Annotated in this window: 23 protein-coding genes; 11 read left to right on the top strand and 12 right to left on the bottom strand. The window is 36.8% G+C overall.

The genetic code is table 11. The annotated features are described in order from the left end of the window. Positions 1-2 precede the first annotated feature (2 nt). The 3 genes from ND855_RS13860 to ND855_RS13850 are packed head-to-tail and all read left to right on the top strand — an operon-like array spanning position 3 to position 2,841. Entirely contained in the window at positions 3-428 is a 426-nt protein-coding gene (locus tag ND855_RS13860; RefSeq protein ID WP_265358816.1) for an acyl-CoA thioesterase, read from the top strand. Then, positions 425-1,708 carry a PP2C family protein-serine/threonine phosphatase gene (locus tag ND855_RS13855; RefSeq protein WP_265358815.1) on the top strand — a complete coding sequence of 428 codons (1,284 nt, stop codon included), beginning with the start codon at positions 425-427 and terminating at the stop codon, positions 1,706-1,708. Before ND855_RS13860 ends, ND855_RS13855 begins: the two co-directional genes overlap by 4 nt. Further along, the gene (locus ND855_RS13850; protein WP_265358814.1) at positions 1,705-2,841 is read left to right on the top strand and encodes an LptF/LptG family permease; all 1,137 of its coding nucleotides are present in this window, start codon (positions 1,705-1,707) and stop codon (positions 2,839-2,841) included. Before ND855_RS13855 ends, ND855_RS13850 begins: the two co-directional genes overlap by 4 nt. A gap of 54 nt (positions 2,842-2,895) precedes the next feature. Here the strand turns inward: ND855_RS13850 and ND855_RS13845 are convergent, their stop codons facing one another. Further along, positions 2,896-4,335: an FAD-binding oxidoreductase gene (locus ND855_RS13845; RefSeq protein WP_265358813.1), complete on the bottom strand. Its 1,440-nt coding sequence runs from the start codon at positions 4,333-4,335 to the stop codon at positions 2,896-2,898. A gap of 1 nt (position 4,336) precedes the next feature. Further along, on the bottom strand, positions 4,337-5,089 hold the full coding sequence (locus ND855_RS13840; RefSeq protein ID WP_265358812.1) for an SDR family NAD(P)-dependent oxidoreductase: 753 nt from the start codon (positions 5,087-5,089) through the stop codon (positions 4,337-4,339). 51 nt (positions 5,090-5,140) lie between these two features. Here ND855_RS13840 and ND855_RS13835 point away from each other — a divergent pair, with 51 nt between their 5' ends. From ND855_RS13835 to ND855_RS13825, 3 genes are read left to right on the top strand one after another with little or no spacing between them, the layout of a single operon-like run. Next, complete coding sequence (locus ND855_RS13835; protein WP_265358811.1) at positions 5,141-5,641, top strand: NYN domain-containing protein; 501 nt, start codon at positions 5,141-5,143, stop codon at positions 5,639-5,641. A 1-nt stretch (position 5,642) separates the two neighbouring features. Further along, positions 5,643-7,121, top strand: a complete 1,479-nt coding sequence (locus ND855_RS13830) for an MBOAT family O-acyltransferase (protein WP_265358810.1) — start codon at positions 5,643-5,645, stop codon at positions 7,119-7,121. Between the two features lie 9 nt (positions 7,122-7,130). After that, the gene (locus tag ND855_RS13825; RefSeq protein ID WP_265358809.1) at positions 7,131-8,228 is read left to right on the top strand and encodes a DUF1574 domain-containing protein; all 1,098 of its coding nucleotides are present in this window, start codon (positions 7,131-7,133) and stop codon (positions 8,226-8,228) included. Here ND855_RS13825 and ND855_RS13820 read toward each other — a convergent pair. The 8 genes from ND855_RS13820 to ND855_RS13785 form a co-directional block, all read right to left on the bottom strand. Continuing rightward, the gene (locus ND855_RS13820) at positions 8,201-8,797 is read right to left on the bottom strand and encodes a hypothetical protein (protein ID WP_265358808.1); all 597 of its coding nucleotides are present in this window, start codon (positions 8,795-8,797) and stop codon (positions 8,201-8,203) included. The genes ND855_RS13825 and ND855_RS13820 overlap by 28 nt on opposite strands. Before the next feature lie 51 nt (positions 8,798-8,848). Next, positions 8,849-9,958, bottom strand: a complete 1,110-nt coding sequence (locus ND855_RS13815) for a hypothetical protein (RefSeq protein ID WP_265358807.1) — start codon at positions 9,956-9,958, stop codon at positions 8,849-8,851. Beyond that, on the bottom strand, positions 9,955-11,856 hold the full coding sequence (locus tag ND855_RS13810) for a FecR domain-containing protein (RefSeq protein ID WP_265358806.1): 1,902 nt from the start codon (positions 11,854-11,856) through the stop codon (positions 9,955-9,957). The genes ND855_RS13815 and ND855_RS13810 overlap by 4 nt, the downstream gene beginning before the upstream one ends. After that, complete coding sequence (locus tag ND855_RS13805; protein ID WP_265358805.1) at positions 11,853-13,706, bottom strand: adenylate/guanylate cyclase domain-containing protein; 1,854 nt, start codon at positions 13,704-13,706, stop codon at positions 11,853-11,855. The genes ND855_RS13810 and ND855_RS13805 overlap by 4 nt, the downstream gene beginning before the upstream one ends. A gap of 77 nt (positions 13,707-13,783) precedes the next feature. Beyond that, positions 13,784-15,091 (bottom strand): LIC11270 family surface protein, encoded by a 1,308-nt coding sequence (locus tag ND855_RS13800; RefSeq protein WP_265358804.1) that lies wholly within the window; start codon positions 15,089-15,091, stop codon positions 13,784-13,786. Next, a complete protein-coding gene (locus tag ND855_RS13795) occupies positions 15,091-15,729 on the bottom strand; it encodes a hypothetical protein (RefSeq protein WP_135639397.1) in 639 nt (212 codons plus the stop codon). Before ND855_RS13795 ends, ND855_RS13800 begins: the two co-directional genes overlap by 1 nt. Then, entirely contained in the window at positions 15,701-16,495 is a 795-nt protein-coding gene (gene truA / locus ND855_RS13790; RefSeq protein ID WP_265358803.1) for a tRNA pseudouridine(38-40) synthase TruA, read from the bottom strand. The genes ND855_RS13795 and truA overlap by 29 nt, the downstream gene beginning before the upstream one ends. A 4-nt stretch (positions 16,496-16,499) precedes the next feature. After that, the gene (locus ND855_RS13785; protein ID WP_100715735.1) at positions 16,500-17,378 is read right to left on the bottom strand and encodes a DUF2225 domain-containing protein; all 879 of its coding nucleotides are present in this window, start codon (positions 17,376-17,378) and stop codon (positions 16,500-16,502) included. Between the two features lie 151 nt (positions 17,379-17,529). Between ND855_RS13785 and ND855_RS13780 the strand changes: the two genes are divergently transcribed. Both ND855_RS13780 and ND855_RS13775 read left to right on the top strand, forming a co-directional pair. After that, complete coding sequence (locus tag ND855_RS13780; RefSeq protein ID WP_265358802.1) at positions 17,530-18,633, top strand: LIC11274 family protein; 1,104 nt, start codon at positions 17,530-17,532, stop codon at positions 18,631-18,633. 97 nt (positions 18,634-18,730) lie between these two features. After that, positions 18,731-19,534 (top strand): lysophospholipid acyltransferase family protein, encoded by an 804-nt coding sequence (locus tag ND855_RS13775; protein WP_407658719.1) that lies wholly within the window; start codon positions 18,731-18,733, stop codon positions 19,532-19,534. Here ND855_RS13775 and ND855_RS13770 read toward each other — a convergent pair. Continuing rightward, entirely contained in the window at positions 19,531-21,885 is a 2,355-nt protein-coding gene (locus tag ND855_RS13770) for a dual specificity protein phosphatase family protein (RefSeq protein WP_265358801.1), read from the bottom strand. The genes ND855_RS13775 and ND855_RS13770 overlap by 4 nt on opposite strands. Positions 21,886-21,949: 64 nt before the next feature. Between ND855_RS13770 and ND855_RS13765 the strand changes: the two genes are divergently transcribed. Further along, a complete protein-coding gene (locus tag ND855_RS13765) occupies positions 21,950-22,264 on the top strand; it encodes a hypothetical protein (RefSeq protein ID WP_135639391.1) in 315 nt (104 codons plus the stop codon). Here the strand turns inward: ND855_RS13765 and ND855_RS13760 are convergent. Beyond that, positions 22,244-24,241, bottom strand: coding sequence for an LTA synthase family protein (locus tag ND855_RS13760; protein ID WP_322113544.1), 1,998 nt, complete (start codon positions 24,239-24,241; stop codon positions 22,244-22,246). The two genes, ND855_RS13765 and ND855_RS13760, sit on opposite strands and share 21 nt — an antisense overlap. A gap of 94 nt (positions 24,242-24,335) precedes the next feature. Between ND855_RS13760 and ND855_RS13755 the strand changes: the two genes are divergently transcribed. Together ND855_RS13755 and ND855_RS13750 are read left to right on the top strand one after the other, a co-directional pair. Continuing rightward, positions 24,336-25,772, top strand: a complete 1,437-nt coding sequence (locus ND855_RS13755; protein ID WP_265359409.1) for an acetyl-CoA carboxylase biotin carboxylase subunit — start codon at positions 24,336-24,338, stop codon at positions 25,770-25,772. A 9-nt stretch (positions 25,773-25,781) separates the two neighbouring features. Next, positions 25,782-26,291 carry an acetyl-CoA carboxylase biotin carboxyl carrier protein subunit gene (locus ND855_RS13750; RefSeq protein ID WP_265358799.1) on the top strand — a complete coding sequence of 170 codons (510 nt, stop codon included), beginning with the start codon at positions 25,782-25,784 and terminating at the stop codon, positions 26,289-26,291. The last annotated feature ends 30 nt before the right edge of the window (positions 26,292-26,321 follow it).

Below are 26,321 nucleotides of genomic sequence, written 5' to 3'. Positions count from 1 at the left end.
ACATGTCAAAACCATCCAAGTACAAACATAAATTCACACAACAAGTGGTCTGGGGAGAGATGGATGCTTTTGGCCATGTCAACAATGTCACCTACGTTCGTTACTTTGAGTCTGCAAGAGCAGATTATTTTACAAAAGAAGGACTTTGGGATTCTCCATTAAAACCTGTAAAAGCAGGTCCAGTACTCACCCATTTGGATATGGACTATCGTAAACAAGTTGTTTTCCCTGCTACCTTAGAAATCACTCTTGAAGTGAATGCCATTTCTTCCAGAGCATTCTCTGTGATTTGTTCTATGTGGAATGAAGAAAATGAATGTGTTTTAACTGGGAACGCATCCTTTGTTTGGTTTGATTTCACACTACAAAAACCTTCTGCATTACCAGAACATTTCAAAACAAAATTTGGAAGTTCAAATTTGGTATGATGTTACAATCAATACAAGATCGTTTCAAATTAGATGATGAGGTTTTAAAAATCTCTAGGATCTGCCTTGTTGTGTTTTCTAGTTTTATCGGATTTGGGATCTTTGCCCCTGTCGATGAATTGGGTTTATATGATCCTAAGTGGATTCGAGTGATCCATGCTTCGATTACGATTTCATTTTTTATAGCTACTTATTTTGTGAGTTGGGTACGAAAAAATATCCAAACCATTATGTTGGTATTTTTTTATACAATGAGTGCTCATTCTTTAATCCTATTGTATTGGAATTCATTATACATCGGTTATTTGGTTGGAATGATTTTGGTTCTCTCTTGTATTGGTGTGAGTTTTGTGGACAGACGTTCTCTAGTTTCTTATCTGGGCACTGTTACTTCTTTTGGAATATTAGTTGGAATTTATACAAAAGAACACCAAGTCGACCTATCCTTATATTTATCTGCAATCATAACACCGGCCTTGGTTTCATACCTAACACTGAATATACGGCTGAGTTCTGTTGAAAAGTTAAGAAGTTCAGAATCCCAACTTAAAAAATTCCAAGACCGAATGTTAAGTGAATTGGAATTAGCAAATGAAACCCAATCAAACTTAGTTACAACCGAGTGGCCCAAAAAAAAGGGGATTAAATTTTATTCTTTTTTTCGTTCCTTTGACCAAGTGGGTGGTGATGCGATCAGTTACTTTGAAAGAGAAGATGGCAAAATGGCATTATTTTTTGCGGATGTATCGGGACATGGAATTGCATCTGCGATGGTGTCAGCAATGGCTGTATTGGCATTTAAAATTCATGGGAACCAAAACCAACCATCAGAATGTTTGAAAGCGATTCATGATGATTTACAAAGTTTAGTTCCAAACAATCATATTAGTGCTTGTGTTTTGTTTGTGGATTTAGAAACAAAAGAAATCAAATATTCGATTGCAGGTCATCCTCCAATCATTCATATCCAAAAAGAAAATGGACCAAAGTTTTTAGAAGGACTGGGTACTCTCATTGTTTCCTTTCTCAAACCAAGCTTAAAAAACTACCAAATCACACTTGTTCCAGGAGATAGGATTTTATTGTATTCCGATGGAATTTTGGAGGTATTTGATGAATCAGGTGAGATTTATGGTGAAGAACATTTGTTTGATTCCATCAAAAATCATTCTGACAAAAAAGGTGATGAATTTTTAAATGCTATTTATGAAGACTCAATGTCATTTTCTGCAAAACGCATTTCGGATGATATGAGTATGTTATTATTGGAAATACAATGAACCTTATTTTAACACCGTTTCTCTGGTTCAAACGAGAGTTTATCCCTTTCCGAACTCTCGACAGATATTTATTTTTTGATTTTTTCAAAACTTTCATTGGCACACTGATCATGTTAACGTCGATGATCGTCATTTATAAATTCACAGATGTAATGAAGTATTTGGTTTCTTCCAAAGTAAACCAGTCCCATGTATACTTACATGTTTTGTATTCTTTGCCATCGATGGTGGATCAGGTAGTAGCGCCTGCACTTATGTTTTCCGTTTGTTTTGTCATAGGACAATTTAGCGTAAATAAGGAACTTGTGGCGATGATGGTGGCAGGTGTATCCTTCATTCGAATCATCACTCCAATTTTATTTTTTGGTATCGCCATGTGGCTTATCATGACGTTGTTTGGGCAAACCGTTGTGATTCCAGCAAATAAAAAGGCTCAAATAGAATTTAGCATCATGGCAAAAGGTTCCAATCGATTGATCGATTTTGTCTACCAATTGCACATCAAAGGAAAAAAAGGATTTTATTACGTATATTGGATCGATGAAAAGGAAAACACAGTTAAGGGAGGATTTAATTATATTGAAATCACTCCTGACGGATTTCCTACTTATACAGTCTCATCCCAAAAAGCAAAATACATTCCAAATCCACATAGTTGGGTTTTGTATGACGCGGAAGAAGTTAGATTCAATGAAAATTTAGATCTGGTTTCAAGAACCAAATATGCAGAAAAAACGTATGACTTTCCTGAAGACTTAGCTTACTTTTCTAAACCGGTTCGAAATCCAGAGGAAATGAATTTTTTTGAACTCGCTGACGAAATTGAATCAAGAATTACCAAAGGGATACCTTTTCGGAATGTCATCGTCCAACAACATATGGCATTTGCGATGCCACTTATGTCCTTTGTGGTTGTAACACTTGGTGCACTCGCAGGTGCGATCACAAAACGTTCGGCAGGTGTTGCAAGCCTTGGACTCACGATTGCTGTGGTGTTGTTATACTATATTCTAAATTCAACTGCTAAAACATTAGCTGAAAATGGAGCATTGCCGATTTGGATCGGGATGTGGATCACACCTGTAATTTTCACTTACGCAGCTTATTTTCTCTACCGAAGGATGAATATTTAAATTTGGATGGGAGGGAGTGTCGGTAAGGAAACAAACACTACCTCCTTTCGTAGATTAACTTAAAAACACTCGTTTGTACAAATCTGTTTGTAAAATTCCTTTTGGATCATATTTTTTCTTTAAAGAATAAAACTTCTTTAAATTTTCTTTTGGAAAATAAGACTCCATCACACGTTTGCGGAGAGTAGAATCTTTTGCAAAATAAAATCTTCCTTTGTGTTTTAAGACAATCTCATCAAGTTCATAACAAAGAGACCAAAGTTTTTCACGATTCCCTTTTGTGACAGGAAAATCCATCGCCATTGAAAATCCATCCACAGCATGTGTGAGAAGGAATGGATCTGGTTTGTGTTTTTTGAAAACTGATAAGTAATTCACGATACCACGTTCTTGGCATTTTGTGAATATTTCGCTAAATGCTTGTTTTGCGTTTTCTTTAGGAATAAACACTTGGTATTGGATCATGGAACCAGGTTTGTAGACAAATTTCCAATTCGGAACATAGTCTAGTAAAAACGCATACTCCGCATGTCCTTGGTAATAGGCTTTGTTGTTTACCAATATGCTTGCAATACATTTTGCTAAATTGATCATCCTCATTCCAAAATTAAAACTGAATGGGCGCATGAGGATCCACATCCATTTTTTAGGAATCACATAAAATAAACGGGAAGGTAGGTGTTGTCTTTCTAACAAACAATTCCCTGGAAAATCTGGGTCTTCACCCGCTTTTAGATTGGTTGCTTTGTGGATTTGACCACGGCCTAATGATTTTCCAGATGCAAATGCATCAATCCAACCCACCAAATAATCTGCGGTTTTGTAGTGTTCTTCAAAATAAGCAAATAATTCATCGAAGTTTCGCACATACACGGGATCAATTTTCATCTTTCCTGAATAAATTGGTTTCATTTTGATTTGAACTGTCAAAAAGCAACCTAACATACCAAAGCCGGAAATGGCAGAATAAAATAGATCCGAATTTTTTTTAGGAGAACATTCGAGGATATCACCTTTTGCAGTTAAAAAGGTAAATTCTTTGATATGTTCGCCGATGGTTCCCACTTTAAAATTATTTTTTCCATGAATGTTCATGGAAAGAGCACCACCGAGAGTTGGCATCATTGTTCCAGAAACAACAGGTGGCCAAAATCCATTTTCGATCCCTGTTTCCCAAAGGTCTTTGATACGAGCTCCGGATTGAACTGTCATCACACCCGATTTTAAGTTAAAATCTAATACTTTATTAAAACGAGTTAAATCTAAAACAATTCCATCCGTATTGGTTGAAGCATCACCATAACTACATCCACCTCCGCGTAACGCTACTTTGGTGCCAGTTTGGTTCGCCCAAACAAAAAGTTCTTTGATCTCTTCCTCAGTTTCAGGTCGAAACACCGGTGACATGGAAAATGAACTCATTCCCCATGCTTCTACCTTTTCTTTCATTGGGACTTTTATGTTAGGGATGGATTTTGTTTTTTTTGTAACCATATTAGATACTCAGTTTTTTGAAAATAAAGTTGGGAATGTTTCGAATGATAAGACCGACAAGTGCCCAAATACCAGGAACAAAAGCTTCGTCTTTGCCACTCGCAACGATTGCACGAATTTTTTCTGCAGCTTCTTCCGCAGTAATTGCTTTGAGTAATCCTTTTTCAGGTAATACCAAACCATCTGTCATTTCTGTTTTGACAAATCCAGGTTTAATTGTTGTTACTTGGACATTTACTTCTGATAGACGATTTCGTAGTGCTTCTAAATAAGTATTGAGCCCTGCTTTCGAAGTATTATAAACAGGATTTCCTTTCCTACCTCTTTCCCCTGCAATGGAAGAGATTCCAATGATCTTTCCTGATTTTTGTTTGGTAAAAAAAGTAGCAACAGGATTTAAAAAGGCAACTGCTCCCAGAAGGTTAACGTTTAACATTTCTAAGTCTTTACTCACATTGTATTCTTGTTTTCCAATCTCAGGCATCACACCAGATGCAAAATACACTTCGTCCACACCACCAAGGAGGGAGACAGCTTTTTGGAAGGTTTTTTCAGCAGTCTGAAATTTAGTCACATCAAAGACCAAAGGGAAGGCTCGTTTCTCTTTGGAGGAATTTGCTTTTTTGGCAATGGACTCTAGGGATTTTTCCCTTCTGGCTAAAAGGACCACGGAGGACCCAGCGTTCAATTCTTGTTCAGCAATGGCTTTTCCGATCCCACTCGAGGCACCGACGACGATTATTTTTTTCCCCATGTTTACGTTTTTTTGGTTTAATCGAATCTGGCAAGTGGTTTCAATAGGGTTGTGCCCGTAAATGAGAGAATCCTGATCGACGGGATGAATTTGATGTATAAATTTCCAGACTTGGCATTTTGTTTGGGGGAATACCGCCTCCAAGATGCGAGAAGTGGATTACTCATTCATTTAAAACGCCATTTTCCCGACCTAAACCAACGCAAAGTTCTCGTCTTTTTTGACGGAAAGAAGGAGTTACTTTCTGAATGTTATTCCGAGGAGTGGGAAGGATTTTCCATCCATTACAGCCATGAAAAAAAAGCGGACGAACTCATCATTGGGTATTTAAACTATTGTCAAGTACCTTCTCAATGTTTGGTGGTAACATCAGACAAAGAGATCTTAAGTTATGCAAGAAGGTTACGGGCAAAACGTAAGACATCTGAAGAGTTTTATACAGAATGGGTCAAACGGGAAACAGAAGTGGATGAAACTGAATTTAACCACCTGAAAGAAGGATTGACACCTAGTTCGGAAAGCGATTACTGGGAGAGACAATTCCTTCCTTGATATGTTGTTCAATTCAATACCATTTTTAATCTTCTTTTCTGTCGTTTACCTTTTGTATTGGGCTATCCCCAAAGAATTTCGTAAGGGTTTTCTTCTTTTCGCCGGGATTTGCTTTTATGCATATTTCTCATTGGCACTTACGGTTCACTTCCTTGTAGTCATAACGATCAATTACCTTTTGTATCGTAAGATCCAATCGACTCCGACTCGTTTTTGGGTGGGTCTTGCTGTTTCACTCAACTTGATCAATTTAGGTTTTTTTAAGTATGTTTATTTCTTTAGTAAGGTTCTTTCTGACCTAACAGGTTATCCTTTTTTCCAACAAGTTCCAAATCTTATCCACATTGCACTTCCGCTTGCGATCAGTTTTTATACCTTCCAAGTCATTGCAGCAGCAGTAGACACGTATCGAAATCCAAAACTTCCCACTGAAAAAGTGGAAGACTACTTCTTGTTTGTCGCATTTTTTCCTGTATTAATTGCAGGACCAATCATGCGAATGTCAGATTTTTTTCCAAACTTGGACAAACTCACACCTAGCAAAGAAAAGATGTATCGAGCATCGTATTTGATGATGTCAGGTCTCGTTAAAAAAGTGTTAGTTGCTGATCCAATGTCTCTTACAATTTCACCTGTATTTAATTCTCCATCCGATTATGATTCTTTTTCATTGTTCATTGCTGGTATTTGTTATTCCATTCAAGTATTCAGTGATTTTTCAGGTCTTACCGATATGGCAAGGTCAGTTGCATTGTATTTAGGGTTTGAAACTCCTGAAAACTTCAAGGCACCTTTTTTCTCAACATCAGGTCGAGAGTTATGGAAAAGATGGCATATCACCCTTTCTTTTTGGTTACGTGACTATATTTATTTCCCGTTAGGTGGATCCAAAAACGGTGAACTCAGAACATATCTCAATTTAATTATCATTATGACATTAGGTGGTTTTTGGCATGGAGCAGATTATACTTTTATCTGTTGGGGATTTTATTGGGGTGTGATTTTAGCTGGCGAACGATTTTTAGAAGGGAAATTAGGTCTTAAATTAACTCCTGAAAAAAATAAAGTTTTAATTGTTCTGAAAGCAATGATTGTATTTGTTTTGTTTTCCATCTCAGGACTCATGTTCCGTTCCAATAATGCAACGAATATGGTGGATCATTTTTATGGAATTTTCACACATTTTTCTCATAGTTTAGAGCGATTGTTAGATGGAACTTCTAATCATTGGCTTGTTTCTGCCACTTCTTTGTTTGGTGAAGGATCTTCTTTCAAATACTTACATATTGAAAACTTGGAACGTATCTTTTATACTTCGTTTGCTGTATTATTTTTTCATCATCTGCAATACTTTCCTGAATTTTGGGAAAAAATACGTAAACATGATGTTTGGTTGGTTCCAACACTCGGCATCATCACGATCTTTTTGTTAGCCACATTATCACAAGATGGTGGCGAGTTTATCTATTATCGTTTTTAGGTGGAAACTGTGGATTTAATACGAAATCGTTATTTGTTAGTTCCATTTTTAGTTGTTTTTTTAACATTTTGTTTAGATAAATTATTGGTTTTAGAAAATGTTCATACATATTTTTCAAAATCATTGTCTGATATCAATTACATCCAAAAAAACGAATTATACGAAGACTTAAAAGAATACTTAAAACTCAAAGATAGAGACAAAGTCATTGTTTATTTTGGAAATTCAAGAGCTCTCCTCTTTGATAACGAATACATTCACAAAAAGTACCCTGGTTGGGTGATGTTTAATTTTTCTGTTCCTGGCGGGAAACCAGATTACGTTTTACAATGGATGGAACAGTTTGCAAAAGATGAAGTAAAACCGGAATTCTTTTTATTTGATCATTCTGTAGAAATGTTTAACTCTACTGCCACCTTAAAAGTGGATGAAACCTTAACCAATGGGCTCAATGTTTCATTTGTACTAAAACATTTTTCCAAATTTTCAACGGATGATATATCAACACTGATCGCAAAACGTATGTTCCGTGCATATCAATACCGTCCCAAATTGGAAGTTATCATCACTAGAGCCAAAAATAAGGATACTTTGTTATATCCTTATAGAAGTTTGCGAAATAACCTGATGGCAAATTTGAAAAAGGGGAAAGGTTCTGCGATGACTCCAGGGACACACCAAGCAGTCCTTCCACCAGAATTATTAAAAAAATCAGCCATTGGTGATTTTCATTCTTATCTAGTTCCATTCCGATTTTCTGAGAATATATTGAGTTTCACAGACCAATCATTACAATTAGCGAAACAGTTAAATGTTCCTTCGGCTGTCATTTGGGTTAGGTTATCTTTACCTTATATGGATCACATAAGGCATTTGAAAGTATCAGTAGCTGAGAATAAAGAAGGAACAGTGTATGAAGATTGGTATCCGCGTATCGTGGAATATCACAAACAAAATGGTATCCCATTTTGGAACATGAATGATGATCCTACATACACCTGCAACGAGTTTAGTGATGCAGGTCACATGTCACCATCTTGTTATAATGATTACACTGACTATATTTTTAAAAACCTAAATCAATCTTTGGTGATGGGAGCTCGGTAAAACTCAGTGCGATTCTGAATGTCATTCGGAGATAGTTTTTCTGGTTCCGTCGGATTCGGTTTTGTTGGATTTTGGGATTGAGGTTTGTTGTGGTTTTCCTTATCAACAGAATAACCATAATAATATCCATGGATGATTTCAACGACTGCTACTGGTGTTTCGGAATTCGCATTTTGGATTTCGATGGTAATTTCATCGGGAGGAGCGAGTAACTCAAACACCCACTGGGACTCTCCTTCGATTCTCTCTTTGCGTAGGATAGTCGAGTTTTCACTTTGTCCATTTCCGGAATAAACTGTTAATACCCATTCTTTCAATTTACCATCAGTTGCCACACCGATCCCTATGGATTGAGGGGAAGATTCTCCTGCCTTCAGATCAAATCGAATTGCACCACCTTTTGCAACCGCACCGTAAAGCCTCTTTTTCGAAAGGGTGGGGTAAAGTGCTAAGTCTTGGATGCGAGTGGTTACTTCCTTCACGTTTTGGCTAAGGACTGAAGGTTCGGAATGTAAAGTTTGCAAACTTAAAAAACAAATTCCGAGGAGTAGATAAAACGAATGTCTCATTGCCCTCATTGGACTAAAAAATAAATTCATTACAAGCAAAAGATATCTATTTTATCTCGAACAAGAACGAAATTTTGGCAATTCTTCTGCCAGTGATTGGCGTTCTTCTGGATCCAAATTGGTTCTATTTTTCCATTGAAGTTCCATTCTTTCGATTGCTGGTCTGAATTTTGGATTACAATGACTTGAAAAGTATCGATAGGCGCTGATACGATTGGATTCGTTTTCGCTCACTAATTTATAAAACTCAAATACGGATTGATTGTCTTCACTTGAAAAATTTAATATAACGTATGTTTTGTGGCACTCACCCAAAGTGAATGCAGGAATTTTTGTGTTTTTACAATTCACAGCGACATCTGATTCCAAAAACAACATCATTTCTTCATAAGAAAAATCTCTAAATGGTTTTCCTTTTGGAAGAGTTACTTTTTGTTTCGGAGTAGTTGAATTGTTTGTATTGTTGGACTGGTGATTTGACACCTGAGTTGTTGCATCTGGGACAATTTTGACCCTTTCGTTCTTTTTGATTTCTTCAAGGTTTTCTTGTTTTGTCTCCGATTTTGAAACTTCCACTTGCACAAAATTTTTCACTACTTTGGGCTTTTGGTATGGATTTGTGACAGTTAAATCATAAGGACCAGTTTTTGCCTCTGTTGTATCAACTTTTAATTCAATTCGTTCTGATGACTTAACTTCTTTACTAACAATTGGTAGTTGGTCATCTTTTTTACTTAAATCCACCTTTGTAGCTTCTAAGAAATGTTCTCCTTCAATGGTAATCGGAGAAATTGTTTTTTCTTTTTTGGTTTCGGTTTTTGGAAGTATGATTGGTTTTTCAACTTCTTTCACAATTTGAGGAGGTTCCGAAATGATGATTTCTAGATCTTTCCATACTGACCAAACAGCAGGTTTTTTGAATAAATTGAGAGGAGCCGTGCGCACCATGTAAATTCCAGAAGGTAACTCTTCTATCGAATGATAGGCGGTATCGATTTTTTTATCCAGGATTAACTTTCCTGTTTTGTCTTTAATTTGAATTTGGTATCCATTTGCTTCAGCAATCGGTTTCCAAGCGATGAGTTTCGTTCCTTCTTGTGATAACAAAGAGGAGACAAACATAAAAAGTATAACAAATATTTTAAAGTTAAATCGAATCATTTTTTTTCTTTATAGAGTCTTTTCGGAGAGATAAATTCGATATCAGTTGGTTTCAGTGATTTTAATTGGTCCAATGCCAAAATGAAATTTCCTTTGCGAGACAAAACAAAGTTTCCACCTTTATATACACTAAGATCCCAAGAAAAACTCCCTTCATCCAATATGCTTAAATCTTTAAGTTGGTACTGGGATTCCTTTGTGCTCGTTTTATAAATTGCAATTTTTTTATCAGGGAGATGTTGGTACAATACCAAATCAAATTTATCAGCATTAATACCACTCAACTTCCAATGAAAGTCTAAACTGGATTTCCCTTTCATTTGGACAACAGATCCATTCGGTGATAGAATCTCTAATTTTGGTTCTTGCGCCGTTTGGTTTTTATTTTCCTCACTATTTACAATCACTTCTTGTTTTTTCTTTTTGTCTATAATGGTAAAACTGAGGATTGTTGATGCTTCCGTCTCCTTTCCTTCCTTTGTTTTACCTGTGATCGTAACAAAAAATTGTCCTAGGCCAAGTTGATTCCAATTGGGTACCAAAAAATTAGATTTTGTTTCTGTATCTATTAGCACATTTGAAAGTTTGGAATCCTTAGCAATTTTAACATGATACGATTGAATTTCAGCATTTCCTTCCCAAATTAAAATGGCTTGGTTTAATTTAATTTCTTCTAAACTAATTTCAGCACCTGGATTTGGTCTTTGCCATTTTGGAGCTGGGATAGTGTTTTGTTTTTTAATGGAAAAGGAATAAACTTTTGTTTCACGGTCTGTGGTATCAGGAAAAGATGATTTTGCAATAACTTTCCAATAATAAGTTCCTTCTTTTAAATCATCAAATGAAATTTGATTCGCAGATGTTTCCATTCGTTTGATTGGATTTTGAAAACTATTGTTATCAGCTAGAAAAAAGAGATAGGAATTTGCAGTTGTCAATTTTGTCCAAGAAACAGTGACCAACGGATATAATTGCACAAAGGGAATCACCGTTCCGTTGTTAGGTGATTCTCCTAAAAAAGATTCTAGTTTTGAAACAAAAAGTTTATTGGTTTCACTTGATTCAATACTGTTTGATTTTAGATTTTTGACTTTGATTCGCCAGTAAAATGTCCCTTCCTTCAGGCTAACAACAGTTTTGCCGTCTGGAACCGGTTCCGAAAAAAACCTAAGTTTAAAATTCGGAGATCTTGAGATTTCTAAAATTGGCGACTCATAACCTGATTCCATTTTCCAAGTGAAAGACACGTTCACTTCATTGGGATCTGCATAAAATAATTTTTGGGAAGGAGGGGAGATAAGTACAACTGGAATTTTTTTGATCTCAATTCCGCTTTTTTTAAATTCAGCCTTTTTGCCTTGTTCTACATCTAAAGCTTTACCGTTTTGTTTAACAGTCGTTTTACCTTTTTCTACAAATAAACTTAACTCTTGGTCTTTTGCCCTTTCAATTTTGACATTTCCGGAATCGACATTGATTTCGTTACCTGAACTTGTGATTTTAATCTGATTTGCATTCGAATCGTTCTTTTTTACTTGTAAGGATCCTTCTGAAAATTCTAAGTTTGGATCTTCACCCGTTAAATCTAAGTTAAACATTGAATTTTCATCAATGTTGATCTCCGTTCCATCTTTTAAGCGAATGATGGCATCAGAAAAAGCTTCCGAACGGATCGTGTCTTTATTAATAAGAGGACTATTGTTTTCTAGTTTTTCCCAAATGACTTCATCTTCAAATTTACGTTGGACAATGTTATTTTTAAAAAAGATAGTTCCTACAACTTCACGATCACCAATATCAATTTTTCGATTCAAATCTAAGTAAAATAATACGCTAAAAAAAAGCGCAATACTTGTTAGGCTCAGTAGAACAAATGAATCCCGTTTGTCTAAATTCATTTTTTTCCCTTTTTAGTGGTGACTTCAATCCCTACTAATTTTTGTAACTCAACCAAATTTTTAGGAGCATTCATATCGGATTTTTTACCCAAAACTGCATAAACTTTTTGAGCTTTGGATTTACCTTTAAATTCAATTTCTCCCATACTCACAACATTAAACTCTGATTTTACTTCATGGTATGTTGATTCTGTAATTAAAATATCGGTATGTGTTTCTTTGTTAAATGACTCAACTCTCGAAGCCAGATTCACTGAATCTCCAATGACCGTGTATTCCATTTTGTCGGAACTTCCAATTTGTCCAGCGATCACATATCCAGTGTTAATTCCACATCCAATTTTAATGATCGGTTTTTTCGCCGTGCCTCTATTTTGATTGAACTCAATTAATTTATCGCGCATTCGTAACGCTGCTTCCACAGAAGCAATTGCATGATCTTTATGATCTCGAAGGGCTCCCCAAGTTGCCATAATTGCATCGCCAATAAATTTATCTACCGTGCCACCCGTTTCCTGAACACATTTAACCATTTCTGTCATGTATTGGTTTAAGAACTCAACCACTTCTTCTGGTTGTAGTTTTTCGGAGATGGCAGTAAAACTGCGGATATCGGAAAAAAAGATGGTGCAATACTTTTTTTTACCACCAATCGATAACTTCCCTTTGGCGGCAAGTTCGGCAATATCTTGGTTTACAAATCGACCAAATGAATCTTTTAATTTTTCTCTTTCTTCTAATCCGCGGCCCATACTAACGAATGATTTTGTGAGAGTTCCAATTTCGTCGTGAGTTGTTGCATGAAGAGTGATGTGGTAATTTCCTCTTCTAATTTCTTCAGAGGCATCTACTAATTTTAGAATGGGAGTGGAGAGTGATTTGGCGAAGATATAAACAACGATAAAAGAGAGCGATAATGAAACTATTAGTAAATATACATTTCGTTTTTGAATATTGTTTACTTCTTCAAAAATTTTTGACTCACGTACTTGTGAGATCACACCTACACCACCAAATCCTAATTTTTTAAATGATGCAAGGTAAGACTCACCATCTTTGTTTTCATAACGAAATTGCCCATTATCAACCGTTGATTTTTTCATTCGATCAACAATTGGTAAATCATTTAGATTGATACCAGAAAGAACTACTTTTGCATCAGGGTGAGCTAGTACACTTCCGTCTTCACTCACTAAGAAAGTTTCAACTGGACCTGAAGTTTGAAATGCATCTAATAAACTATCTAACTTCACTAATGTGACAAGAATGGTATGTGTGTCTTTGGTTTCTGATAGTGGAAAACTAATACATAAGATGGGATTGCGGAAAAATGGGCTGATGTTCCATATAAGCGTTGTTCCGCTAAATGATTTTTTCAGTTTAGGTTGGATGTTTTTGATTATGTTTTTGACTTCCGCTTTTTGGTAATCATACTTCTCTAAAAATTGATCATTTACGACTTCAAACTTTGGATTAAAACTAGAATCAAAGGCACCAATAAATACAAAGTTTTGATCTTCTTCAAATAATTCTTTTGCAATGCTATTTGCTGATTGTGTACTTCTCAGTACTGCTGAAGCTGTAATGTGTACATCTTGTTTGATCGAGTGTAAGTCAGATTTTACTTTTAAGGAAAGGATTTCATTGATTTTGATATTGTTTTCTTTGACTCTTACTTCACTATCTTTGCGGAAAAAATAAGAAGCAAGAAAAATCACTCCAGACATTGAAATCAACAGTACAATGGATGTGATTAACAGCAGTTTGTAACGAATCGGGAATTGAAATTCGCCAGGTAAATTTGATTGATTCCCGAAAAAGTTTCTTAGTTTGATCAAAATCGTTTTCATATCATTGGTACTTTTACCAATTCAATCGAAAACTCTAGGGAGAAAAAGTAAAATTGAAGTAAGAAACTATTTTTTTCCTAAGGGCAGGTCAAAGCAACATTATACGTCTGCCGGAATGGATAATCAGGAATTGTAAAAGCAGTTTCTCTCACAACCGTATCAGGATATCCGTCTCTTTTTGACAAATCTCCCAAACAGACAACCTTATAGGTTCCTGGATTTAAATATTTGATCTTTGCATTTTGTTTTGCGGGAGTTGCGGCAAGTGGTAATACACTTAGGTATTCGGTTTCTTGGAAACGGAAAATTCCATAATAGTGTAAAAGAGAATTCCCTCCACCACTGATCGTTAAACTAGAAGCAACCTCTGGGTAAATGACTCTTGCTCTAGTTAAAATATTCCCACCAGCATCACCTTCACCTTTGTGGTCAGCAAAAATATCACTCACTCCAACATAGGTAACTGTTGTTGATCTACTTGATGTGTATGAATGTAACATCAAGTTTTCTTTTAAGTTGATTCTCACTTCTAAAATGTAAGGATCAAATCCATCACGTATCCTCATATCTGATTGAACCGATTGGGTTGGTAATTGAGTGTATAATGCGGGGAATAATTTTGGAACGATATTACTTTTTTCTGCGGTGGTTGTTCCAGCTACGTAATTATTTCTAGGTACAATATTTAATCCATTCACAATCGTTCTATTGTCGAATCTTCCTCTCACTGGTATTCCCGCATCTAACGCATAACCAGTCACGAGTGATCGAAAATAAATAGCAGCATAATAGTATTCTCTTCCTAACCAAGGTTGGCCAGATGCATATGCTTGTTCCCAGCTAAGAGTTTCCGATGAAGGATCATTTGATGGGAATTGTGCACCAATCCCATTGAAAAAATCACTTGCTTTCAAAATACCGTTACTTTCGGTACATGTGTTGTTATCAAATGAGTAAGTGACGGTACAAAAAACTTGTCGGTTAGGAGCAATGTAATCCCAAAATTTATTTGAGTCTACCGTATCTCTAATTTGTGTTAATTCGTTTAAACCTTTTAGGTACTTACTAGAAATTCTAACTTCCCCTATGTCCAAAAAGATGGGTAAATTTCCAGCCTTCGGTAAACTGGTTAAAGTCATCGTTGGATCTAGACCTTCTCCTTGGGTGTCAATATACAAATCTCCAGTACCATTATTCAATTCATTCCAATCGAGAGGATTGTCAGTTGCATACGTACCTTTTAGGAGTAGTAACATTCTATTATTGAAGAGAGTTGAAATAACGGGAAGTTTCGATTCATCACCTAAATCAAGTTTGGTTTTGCAGTCCAAAAGTATGGATACTGCAGCAATCAAAAAACAAATAAGTAGGAATTTAGATTTCATCAGAACAATACTCCTACTGTTAGACCGAAATAGAAAAAATCAACGTTTTGTAGGGTATAATTAGAAGGATTTTGCAAACGTGGATCATCATATGGGCTTGCTAAAGGATAACGGTATTGGTTAGGGATGTCCATTTGGGTTTCAAAAATCTTATAATAATCCAATCGTACCCCAATTCGAATTCTGCGACCAGCAATAAAACTGGCTTCTAACCCAGCAAAGGCGGTAGGGTTCCAACGCGCGGTATCGGCAGGACGTGCCACTACATACGACGAACCACCACCACCTTTTAGAAAAAATTGAATGGGAAGTTCGAGTGGGATTTTATACGCTAGGGCAGCATATAAGGGCATCGCCGTGAGGGCTCTTTCCGAGCGGGATAAAAATACCGCATAAGAACCACCCACTTCGGTGTAAAAGATCCATGGCCATGGCATTCTTGCATAAAATCCACCACCAAGTGTGGTTTCTAGGACACGCACGGTAGGTGTTCCAGGCATTGGGTTTGCCGCACCCACCCAACCACCGATCTCATACCGGCGTTTATTGTACTCTTCTAGGGTTTGAGCGGAAAGGAGTCCAGAAAAAAGAGTGAGTGTTAAAAGGATACTAAGGAAGAGAGATTTTGTACAATTCATGAATTTCCGGATGATCTTCGTAATACGCACGGACAAAATAGAGTCCATCCGGCGGGAGAGTCACCCCAGCTCGCGAACGGTTCTTTTCTTCCAATATGGAGTCTATGGATCTAGATTCCCAACGTCCCTTTCCGATGTCCAGTAAAGTTCCAACTGTGATTCGCACCATATTGTGCATAAATCCGTTGGCCCGGATCCGGATTTGGTACCAATCAGGAGCCAATTGTTCCAAATTGATGGCCAAAATCTCCCGGATGGATCGTTTCCCTGACATCGATTTTGCCTTTGCTAGGGATCGAAAATCTTTTTCTCCTACCAAGACATCCAATTGTTTTTGTACCAATTCCCAGTCGATATGGTGTTTCACCCAATATGCTCGGCCTTCTATAAAACTACTTTCATATTTACTATAGTATAATTTATAAATATACTCTCGGCCTGTACAACTGAACCTTGCATGGAATTCAGGTGGAACTTCGACTACATTTTTAATCGAAACACCTTTCGGTGTTAACGCATTGAGTGAGACTAATAATTTGTGAAAATTGGGAATTGGGAATTCTGTTTTAAAATTACAAACCATTCCAAGCCCGTGTACACCTGTGTCCGTTCTTCCGGCAACTGACAGACGTGAAGCGGGATTCCTTCTTAAGATGATCTCAAGAGCAGATTCGATCGAAAACTGGACAGTGGGTAGGTCTTTTTGTTTTTGCCACCCATAAAAATTGGTGCCATCATATTCGACTAGAAGTGCGTAATTGGGCAAACCCTTACTTCTCGCCTCCCATTTCTTCGAGGATAGCGTTGTATTCGTCGTACAATTCGCGTGTCATTTCGACAATTGGGCCTGGTTTTCCTTTACTTGCCTTTCCTGATCCATACAACCTAGCAAGTGTTCGTTTAGCACGTGATAGGAGTAAAACCTGGTCCTCTGGTTTGGGAGCCATTTGGTCTTTGAATTTTTTTGTTAGGAAAGCATTTAGATAAATAACACCATCAAATCCCCAGTTGTTATCGGTATCAGGTCCAAGCATACCTGCAGCTTGGTCAACGGGTTCGTTTCCATTCTGCATAAGTTCTAATGTATATCCGTAAATTACTGCTGCTTTTTGGTAGAGTAAGTCTCTGATTTTGTCATATCCTAAATTTGGAAATTCATCATGTAGGTCAGAGAAGTACCAAGCAGCTCGAATGGCACAAACTGCTTTTTTGGGAGTCGGGGCAACACTCACACCTCGCAATTGGTAACAATCCATTCCGAGTAAATAGGAAGCAGCACCTAACACAATTTGGCGGTCTTGAGTAAAATCAAGTGGCCCAAGGATTTTTTCGATATAACTACGGCGAGCATCAGTTGCCATTCGAATGGCTTCGTTGTCTGCTGGGTTTAGTGCGTTCCAATCTTTAGGAAAGGAAGAATACAGACAACGTGGACAGACGGTCATGACATAATCCAGTGGACTCACACGACCAAATTTTTTATTTTTTTCATACAAACGGCGTAAATCTTGGGCTAATTTCCCAGCGATGAGCCTTCCACCCCCCTGGAACATCTGCTCCTTTTGGTGATTTTCATCACAAATCGGACAAGCTGTAGACTCTTTGGCACGAAAAGATACTTTTTTTGACTGGGCGGCGGCTTGGGACATAGGAAAAATCTAGGAAAAGGCTCAATTTTAAAATACAATCTGTCAATCCAATATCATAAATCTCCGATAATACTCACAGGGGACACCCTGAAATTACTTGTAAGATTCTTCTAACGAAGGAAAGTACGGAAACGGAATGAATGGCAGAGCAATGAAACAATCCCTTCTTATTCTCATGATGAGTCTCGTGATGCAAGCACCTATGTTTGCGGAATCAGTCTCTAGTAAATCCTATCAAAAACGTATCGAGCTTTTGACTTACCTCCGTGAGCTTGAGCCAATCGTCAAAAACTTTCGTGGTGAAGATGCGGAAGGAAAACCAACAGAGCTCAATGCTCCAGAAGGAAAAGAAGGCTTCCGTATGAAAAAATACTTAGAAGCCAAACGCATTTACCAAGAAGGGTTACAATACCATTTTGAAGGTAATTTTTCCTCTGCCTACCAAAGGTTCCTAGAATGCCAATTGGGAATTGAAAAAATGACAGAAGAACTTTCCCAGTTGTACATCCTCCGTGCCGAAGAAATGATGAAAACGGCAATGGAACGCAAAAATCCAAACAACCCAATGGACAAAGCACTGCTTGATATTTCCATTGAGTATGGAAAAGGATCTTACTTCCGCCAAGACGTAATGGACCTTCCTCGTGAAGCACCTTACCAAAGAAGGATGTACGATCCAAAAGAAGCACACTATAGTTACAATAAGTACGACATTGAAAAAAATATGGAGCTTGGATACAAACACTTAGGTCTTGCGAAAGAAGCAAGAGCCAATGCGTTAAAGGTGGAAAAAAATCTTGAGAAACACCAAAAACTCCAACCTTCACACAGAAAGTATCGTATTGATTTGTATTTTGGTGCGATCAACTTAGCTCGTGATTCAAAAGCCAATGCGATCAATATCTATAAATTAAAATACCCTTATGATAATTATTACCTCAATAACTCACAGGCAAAAACAGAAGTTTCTAAAGATGAAACTGGTGCAACTGTAGAAGGCCAACCAGTTAAAATTGATGGAGTTACTTATGACTTTTCTAAAAACCCTTATGTTAAGTATGACCATAGACTCCAAGCGATGTTTGATGTAAGAGTGCCAGAAGAATACCGTGTAGACCATGCAGATGTAAGAGGACGTGTTTATGATTTGGATTCCAATAATATGGTGTTCATGAAATACGACCAAGAACGAAAAAAAGCTCTGAATGTGCCTGCGAAACCAGCCCAAGGAAGCACTACCACTCCGCAACAATAAGAAACAATATCTAACACTGTTTCCGAATGCATTAGCCCAAGAAATTTCTTGGGCTTTTTTATATCCATAGAAACCACTCTTTTGTCTAATTGTTGCTATGGCGAAAATTCCAGTTGTAGATAACTTAATTGAAAAAAACTTACACGGACTAAGCGTTCACTACGGGCGTTTGGTGATGAAGGTATACTTACGGATCACTCTGTTAGTATTCGGAAAAGCGAGTCCATACTTAATTCGTGGTTTGTATCATGCAATTTCAGGGAACAAAGAAAAGAGAATAAAGGAATTTTTAGAAGGCACTAAAATTTGGGCCGAAGATGTCAAAAAAATTACAAAAACAAATGTAATTGTCTTCAATCAATTTACAGTTCCTGAAAAAGGACATATGATTTTTTTGAATCACGTAAACGAGATGGATTTTCCTTACGATTGTTATGTGATCAGAAAACCATTTTTAGCTAACCAAGTGATTAAAAAAGCATGGTTCGCTTACTGGTGGATGACTGCTATGGGTTCTCAAGTATTTGATAACTCAAAGGCAATGTCAATTGCAGTCTCTGTTAAAAATCTAATCGAAGGATTAAAAACAACTTCCTATATCGTTTATCCAGAAGGGAAAAATACATACAGTGAAGAAATCCAACCCTTAAAAAAAGGAATGGTGAAAATTGCTTTTGACCAAAAAATTCCTGTTTTTGTGGCTATTAAATCAGGCGTTACCACATACCAAGAATACCAAAAAGGAAATGTGGTCGGATATTTGGGACTTGGTATCCATCATCCAAATGATTTTTCCAGTTGGGAAGAATTCCAGAATCATCTTTATCAAGTAATGCATTCCAAAAAACTTGAGTTAGATGGTATGTTAGAAGTGGAACGAAACAAACTTCAATCCACTTAATCCAAATACAAATTTTCCCACTCTTTTAGGAATCGGATTTGTTCGTGTGATTCAACTGCACGTTCACTTCTCGATTCTCTTACCTTCTGGATCGCTGAATCAGAATCCATTTTAAATTTCCAGATTAAATAAGCACTTGCAACTGTTCCAGAACGCCCAAGACCACCAACACAATGGATTAATACTTTCTGATCTTGGGAGAGGATCGTATCCATCCAAATTACAATCTCTTTCATTTGTTCCATACTAGGAACCTTTTGGTCTAAGATTGAAATTTGTTTTTGTTCGATTCCGAATTTTGGAATTTCAGTTTTTAGCTCATTCACGCCATATTGATTGTATTCTTGTTCGGTGATGAGACTAAGAATGTGTGTGATACCTTCTTCCTTTATGGTTTGTAAATCATCTAACAATACTCTTCCACGGTCTTTTCTTCCTGGTAAAATGGTAAGACCAATCTTGGTAATGATTTCATTTTGATTCTTGATTGGTTTTAAATAATCAATCCGTAATACCTTCGATTTTTGGATGTACGATTTGATTTTATGGATGAGTTGTCCTCCCACATACAGAGCCCATTTTTTTTGCCAATCATTACATTCATCGAAGGAGAGGGTGTGCATCGCATATCGTAATGCACCTACATGCATTTGGTATGGGTCTCTGTCTAGTTTGACAAGTTTTGGATAATAAGATCTTAGTTTGGCAATCACTCGGTAGGCTTTCCGAAGTTTTTCATTGGAAAGTTCTTTTGGTGGATCAAAGGAAAGTGGGATTCCTAAGTCTTCTTGATTATGTAAAAAATTAGTAAGGACAACGGCTTCTTTCCATTCAGTTTCAGATTCGATTTTACAAAAAATATACAATACGTCGTTTTCTAATTTTAATAAATCTCTAAGAATATGCCCTCTGTGGGTATGAAAAAAATCAATCATCCAAACATTGTCTTGGGCATCGATGATGATGTTCGCTCCATTTAGGTCACCATGGACATAGGAAGTATTATGTGTGATTGCGTTGTATTCTTTAAGTGAAGATAGGTCCTTCTCATAAAAGGAACATGGATTCGTGACTTCATACCCTGGGAATATGGAAATTGTATCAGTTGTCTGTGGACCACCTAATAAAGATTCTACTCTTGTTCGAACTGACTTTGCATACTTAGATTGGAAATCATAATATTCGAGTAAATTTAGTTTTTCCGTGGATGTCGCTTCAAACAGACGTCCAAGTTGTTCACCAAATACAATGTCAATGATTCGATCGAGACCAGTGCCATCCTGCATCAATCCATAAAGTTTTTGGAATGTCCTTACATTCCCATCTAACATAGCTGCATAACGGTATTTGATTGCCCCACGATCATTTAACTCGCAGAAATCGACAATTGAAGGAGCATTATTTCCTAATACTTCTTGGATCCTTTCAAAGGAAGTTCTTTCTTTTGCAATCAAATCACGATTCCCAATTTTGACAACACAAGGCACTTGAGAATGTCCTAAGTGATCTATGGATTTGGATTTTAAAACTACATTACCTGAAAAACCACCATCCAATGTTTTGAATTCAACATCTTTACAATCTCGGAATAAGTAGAGTAGGATTTGTTTGTCTAAATCTGAAATTGGATATTTAGGATCCAATTTTAGTTTATCACTTGAGATTCTTGCATTGGTTGAAATTCGTTTTTGTAAATTTGGTTGTTCTCCTGTTAAAAATTCAGTAAACGCACCAATGGATGAATACACTTTCACACCTAATATTTGTTTGAGTTGGTCTAAAGCGATAAAATGCATTGATAAAGAGGAACTAGCGGTGAGGGCAGAACAAACTGCAATATCGAATTCTGGGTATCTTGTTTTTAAGTCATAACATAAAAAGGTAACTTTGGCTTCTGTCCAAACACCTGTGATCCCAACTTTTAATGGTTTTCCTTTGTATGGTTGTAAAACGGATTCTAAATTCGTATCTACAAAGTCATTTAATCCAGAAGCATTGATGATCTCTGCGCGATTGGGATCCGATTCAATCCAATTTTGAAATACAAATTCGGCTCCCTTTGTATCCTTTAGACAATGGTATCCAAACTGGACTAGATGGTCTTCTTGTGATTTTGCGTTTGGGTCATGCCAATCTCGAATATGGATGATCTTGAGTTGTTTTGGATTTGATTCGTATGCCCAGTCCATGAGGGAAAAAACAGGACCGTCTTCAACCATTTCACCTAATAAACGATTGGCTTCTGCATAGCCAACATGTAATGAATTGGGAAGTGGATCGTATTGATCCAAAAGAGAAGTAAAATCATTCTGTAAACATTGGGTAAATAAAATTGCAGATTCTGAATTCATGAACAAAAGGATTGACATCCTTAAAAATAAATCGAGAATTTATTTCTCAAATTTTGGAGGGACTATGAAACTTGTTTTGGTATTTTTACTAGGTGTTGTGATGACTTTTGGTATTACGGCAGGTGAAGTTGGATCTGATTGTACATTCAAAGGAAAAAAATTAGCGGGCAAAGTTCAGTTTGTGACAAGTTTCCCCGACTTTAAGGTGCAAGTGGTCGATTCATTCCCTGACCTCAAAGTAAAAAAGGTAACGAGTTTTCCTTCTGACTGCGGGCAGTGGCAAGAAGTCACATCCTTCCCTGATTTTAAAGTCCAAATTGTAACTAGTTTTCCGGACTTTAAAGTGAAATATGTAGATTCATTTCCTGGAGTACCGTAAACTCCCTTCCAATGGATAAATTGAATTCCGATTCATTAACTCCAAAGACAAATTAAAAAAGGCTTTTGCCTTTAATGTTTGTGCCGTACAATTTGTTCGGTTTGGGTTACAGACCGGATCTTCTGCATAAGGAGGCACCATTTGGAATATAAATTGTGTGTCTCCATCAACACTTTGGTAGAGGATCTTTTCTTCATCAATCCAACCACAAGCACTTCCATAAGCAAAATAAGTACTCCCTGATTTTACATTCGGTGCTAGTAAATTTTTACCAAATCCAGCAAAATACGTTTTTTTACCAATGGCACCTAAAATCGTTGGTAATACATCTAATTGTGAAGCGATTCTTTCATCTAACTTTGGTTTAATGTGATTTGGAGCATATAGTAAAAATGGCACCATTCGATCTTCAAAATAGGATAAATACCGATGGTGGGTATGGTCACCAACAAATACAAATAATGTATCCTCAAAGTATTTTCGTTTCTGTATTTCCTTCATAAAAACTTCTAAGGCAGCATCAGAATAATGATAGGTATTTAAATAATCATAATCTGTAACATTCGAATCGAAAATTTCATATTTTTTGTCTGGTACTTTATAGGGATAATGGGTTGTCATGGTAAGGATCGTCATCACAAAAGGTTTTTTTTCTTTTTCATATGCATCCATTGTTTCCAGTGCTTTGGTATAAAGATGTTCATCATCATACCCCCATGCACCAATTTTATACCCTTCTTTACGGAAGTCTTCTTTTCCGATTAAAGTTTTAAATCCAAAATGAGGTAAAATGGTAACCAAACTATCAAACTTCAAATCATCACCCGTGATAAAACTGGTTTCGTAACCTAACTCTGAAAAAATATTTCCTAAAGCAGAAAAATTACTTAGGATTTGTGGTGTTCGAATGGCTGTTAGTCCTGGTCTGTCTGGGATACTTGTTAATACTGACAATAACGCATTACTTGTCCTTCCCCCATTGGCATAAAATCGTTTAAAACTATGGCCTTTTCTCGCCAATTGATTGTAATACGGCGTAACTTCCTTTCCTAAAAAAATACCATCCGACATTGGCCAAACAAATTTACCTGTCCAAGATTCTTGGATCACTAACACTACATTGGTTGGTTTTTTTCCAGGAATTTCATTTAGTTTTCTTAATAAGGGAAAGTTTGGATCATTCACAAATTCTGAACCTTCAAATTGAACTTCCTCTTTTACAATCGAAAGCATTTCTGCATCGCTCATTTTGAGATGTTTGGGAATGGATTGGCTTTTAAAATCATTGATGGTTGTATAAATTCCATTTAATGCAATTTGATTGATGAGAGCGTCATCAGAAATGATTGCTTCACTGGCTCTGAGAGGTGATTCTTGTGGCCCTCCACGTAAACCTAAAAAGAAAAACAAAAGCCAGATGACAACCGTTGGAATTGAGAATCGTTTAGGTTCAGATTCATAACTTTGGTAACCAATTTTGTTCTTAAGAAACCAAATTCGTATTCCATATACATAAGCAACTATGAAGAATAAAAAAGATAATATTTTAAATGGAGCTTCCGAAAAGGCAGATGAAATCAATACATCTAAATCACCCAAAAAAACGATAGCTTCATAACCAATGTGTTTGTTTGCATTTTCAAAATATAATAAATCAGCAAAAAGATGTAATACACCAATTGGATAGAGGATGAGTGGTGTAACGAGCCACAGATTTTTGTAAAACCTGAATTTTGAAGCATACTCCCAAATCGATAAAATATAAAATCCAACTAACACGATTGAGACTGTCACAAGATCGAATCGAAACCCAATTAGAAATGCTTTCAAAATTAAGAAAAAATCGATTTTTTCTAAACGGTAGGAATATACATAAAAAAATAGAATTCGATGAAGGAAAAGAGTTAAAAATCCAAAGCCTACATATGTTAGAAAAATACGGTCTGAAAATTTAGGTTTCAAAAACAACTTCAGCATAAAAAAAGAATTTGTGATTGAATGGGATGGTCAATTCACTTACGATCTTTCTGTTGATTTATTTTCGCTATTCTTTAGTTTTGATCCTACTTACATGAAGCCGATCCAAAAAATACTCATCGCCAATCGTGGTGAAATTGCTGTACGAGTCATACGCACTGCAAAAAAAATGGGGATCAAAACAGTCGCTGTTTATTCTGATCCCGATTCTCAAAGTTTGTTCGTTTTAAGTGCCGACGAAGCCTATCCTTTAGGCGGAACAGATGCACGTTCTTCTTACTTAAATGTGGACAAAGTGATCGAAGCTTGTTTGGCAACGGGTGCCGATGCAGTCCACCCTGGTTATGGATTTTTATCTGAAAATACGGACTTTGCTAAAAAATTAGAACAACACGGCATTCGATTCATAGGTCCTAAACCTCACTCGATTGAAGCCATGGGTGATAAGATCGGCTCACGCATATTAGTTGCTAAAAGTGGAGTTCCTGTTGTGCCAGGTTATGAGGGCCAATCCCAAGAGATGTCTGTTTTCAAAAAGGAAGCTGATAAAATTGGATACCCTGTCATGGCAAAGGCGAGTGCTGGTGGTGGTGGAAAGGGTATGCGCCGTATCAATGCACCAGATGAGTTAGAATCTGGAATATTATCTGCAAAACGAGAAGCAATGTCGGCTTTTGGTGACGATCGTATCTTATTAGAAAAATACATTGTGAATCCAAGGCACGTTGAATTCCAAATTTTTGGTGATACAAAAGGAAACATCATCCACCTTCACGAAAGGGATTGTTCGTTACAAAGAAGACACCAAAAGGTTGTCGAAGAAACACCAGCTCCCAATTTTCCGACCTCTCTAAAATCAAAAATGGCAGAAGCAGCTGTCATGGCTGGCAAAGCTGTTCAATATGAAGGTGCAGGTACCGTAGAATTCATATTAGGTGAGGGTGGTGAGTTTTATTTTTTAGAAATGAACACTCGATTACAAGTGGAACACCCTGTCACAGAAATGACAACGGGACTTGATTTAGTGGAATGGCAAATTCGAGTTTGCCAAGGAGAACCACTTCCGATCCTCCAAACTCCTCCTCAAAAAGGACATGCAATTGAAGTGCGGATTTATGCAGAAGACCCAAAAGAGGGTTTTTTACCATCCATAGGAAAAATCCATCATTTGTCCTTTCCCACTAGAGAAGACTTAAGGATCGATTCAGGAGTGGTGACAGGATCCGAAATTACAATGTATTATGACCCTATGATCGCAAAACTGATTGTATGGGGCGAGGATCGTGAAACAGCCATTCAGCGATTGATAGAATGTTTATCTGAAACGATTGTCTTTGGCCCAAAAACTAATTTGCAGTTTTTGCAAAAATTGGTATCAACTAAGGAATTTTTCCAAGGTAAAGTATCCACTCATTATATTGCAGACCATGAAGTGGAACTCTTAAAAGAGAATACAAAAGAAGAACTCAAATTTGCGTTAGCGGGTCTTTTTTTCTCATCAAAACAAAACATAGATCCTTGGATCGCTTAAAGGTACAGAATGGACTTTTTATTTGAAACAAAATCGAAACCAACATCCGTACATGTGAGTGGCAATCGCATTCATGTACGTTTGGAAAACCAAACCTATACCATTGAAACTGATTCACTGATAGAAAGTTTGAAACCAAAAGAACAAAATTTGGTCACTGTCCAGATGAAGGATGGTTCCTTACTTAAATTTCTCAAGATTCGGAATGAAATATTTTTCCATTGGAAAGGGGAATCTTGGAACGCAAAATTAGCAGAACGTTCCTATGAAGTGTCTGGCCAAACTACCCCTGAGATCAAAAGCCCGATGCCGGGAAAAGTAGTGCAAATCTCTACTACAGTTGGAAGCGAACACGGTTTAGGGGAAACATTGTTAATTTTGGAAGCCATGAAAATGGAAAATGCCATCAAAGCACCTTACCCATGCCGTGTAGAAGAAATCCGGAAACAACAAGGGGAACTTGTCCAACAGGACGAGGTATTACTAATTTTACACAGAATCGAAGTGGAAAAAACATAAATTTTCGAATCTATTTGACATATTTTGCAA

It is taken from the genome of Leptospira paudalimensis (genome assembly GCF_026151345.1).
GTDB lineage: Bacteria > Spirochaetota > Leptospiria > Leptospirales > Leptospiraceae > Leptospira_A > Leptospira_A paudalimensis.
Note: the sequence above shows the minus strand (reverse complement) of the source record. Positions and strands in the feature narration are given on the sequence as shown.

What these genes read in the sequence shown, in the direction of transcription:
- ND855_RS13780 (WP_265358802.1), top strand. Translation starts at nt 17,530, where the DNA reads ATGAAACAATCCCTTCTTATTCTCATGATGAGTCTCGTGATGCAAGCA.
- ND855_RS13830 (WP_265358810.1), top strand. Translation starts at nt 5,643, where the DNA reads ATGTTGTTCAATTCAATACCATTTTTAATCTTCTTTTCTGTCGTTTAC.
- ND855_RS13765 (WP_135639391.1), top strand. Translation starts at nt 21,950, where the DNA reads ATGAAACTTGTTTTGGTATTTTTACTAGGTGTTGTGATGACTTTTGGT.
- ND855_RS13860 (WP_265358816.1), top strand. Translation starts at nt 3, where the DNA reads ATGTCAAAACCATCCAAGTACAAACATAAATTCACACAACAAGTGGTC.
- ND855_RS13845 (WP_265358813.1), bottom strand. Translation starts at nt 4,335, where the DNA reads ATGGTTACAAAAAAAACAAAATCCATCCCTAACATAAAAGTCCCAATG.
- ND855_RS13755 (WP_265359409.1), top strand. Translation starts at nt 24,336, where the DNA reads ATGAAGCCGATCCAAAAAATACTCATCGCCAATCGTGGTGAAATTGCT.
- ND855_RS13775 (WP_407658719.1), top strand. Translation starts at nt 18,731, where the DNA reads ATGGCGAAAATTCCAGTTGTAGATAACTTAATTGAAAAAAACTTACAC.
- ND855_RS13805 (WP_265358805.1), bottom strand. Translation starts at nt 13,706, where the DNA reads ATGAAAACGATTTTGATCAAACTAAGAAACTTTTTCGGGAATCAATCA.
- ND855_RS13750 (WP_265358799.1), top strand. Translation starts at nt 25,782, where the DNA reads ATGGACTTTTTATTTGAAACAAAATCGAAACCAACATCCGTACATGTG.
- ND855_RS13770 (WP_265358801.1), bottom strand. Translation starts at nt 21,885, where the DNA reads ATGAATTCAGAATCTGCAATTTTATTTACCCAATGTTTACAGAATGAT.
- ND855_RS13785 (WP_100715735.1), bottom strand. Translation starts at nt 17,378, where the DNA reads ATGTCCCAAGCCGCCGCCCAGTCAAAAAAAGTATCTTTTCGTGCCAAA.
- ND855_RS13820 (WP_265358808.1), bottom strand. Translation starts at nt 8,797, where the DNA reads ATGAGACATTCGTTTTATCTACTCCTCGGAATTTGTTTTTTAAGTTTG.
- ND855_RS13760 (WP_322113544.1), bottom strand. Translation starts at nt 24,241, where the DNA reads ATGCTGAAGTTGTTTTTGAAACCTAAATTTTCAGACCGTATTTTTCTA.
- ND855_RS13810 (WP_265358806.1), bottom strand. Translation starts at nt 11,856, where the DNA reads ATGAATTTAGACAAACGGGATTCATTTGTTCTACTGAGCCTAACAAGT.
- ND855_RS13800 (WP_265358804.1), bottom strand. Translation starts at nt 15,091, where the DNA reads ATGAAATCTAAATTCCTACTTATTTGTTTTTTGATTGCTGCAGTATCC.
- ND855_RS13840 (WP_265358812.1), bottom strand. Translation starts at nt 5,089, where the DNA reads ATGGGGAAAAAAATAATCGTCGTCGGTGCCTCGAGTGGGATCGGAAAA.
- ND855_RS13855 (WP_265358815.1), top strand. Translation starts at nt 425, where the DNA reads ATGATGTTACAATCAATACAAGATCGTTTCAAATTAGATGATGAGGTT.
- ND855_RS13850 (WP_265358814.1), top strand. Translation starts at nt 1,705, where the DNA reads ATGAACCTTATTTTAACACCGTTTCTCTGGTTCAAACGAGAGTTTATC.
- ND855_RS13815 (WP_265358807.1), bottom strand. Translation starts at nt 9,958, where the DNA reads ATGATTCGATTTAACTTTAAAATATTTGTTATACTTTTTATGTTTGTC.
- ND855_RS13795 (WP_135639397.1), bottom strand. Translation starts at nt 15,729, where the DNA reads ATGAATTGTACAAAATCTCTCTTCCTTAGTATCCTTTTAACACTCACT.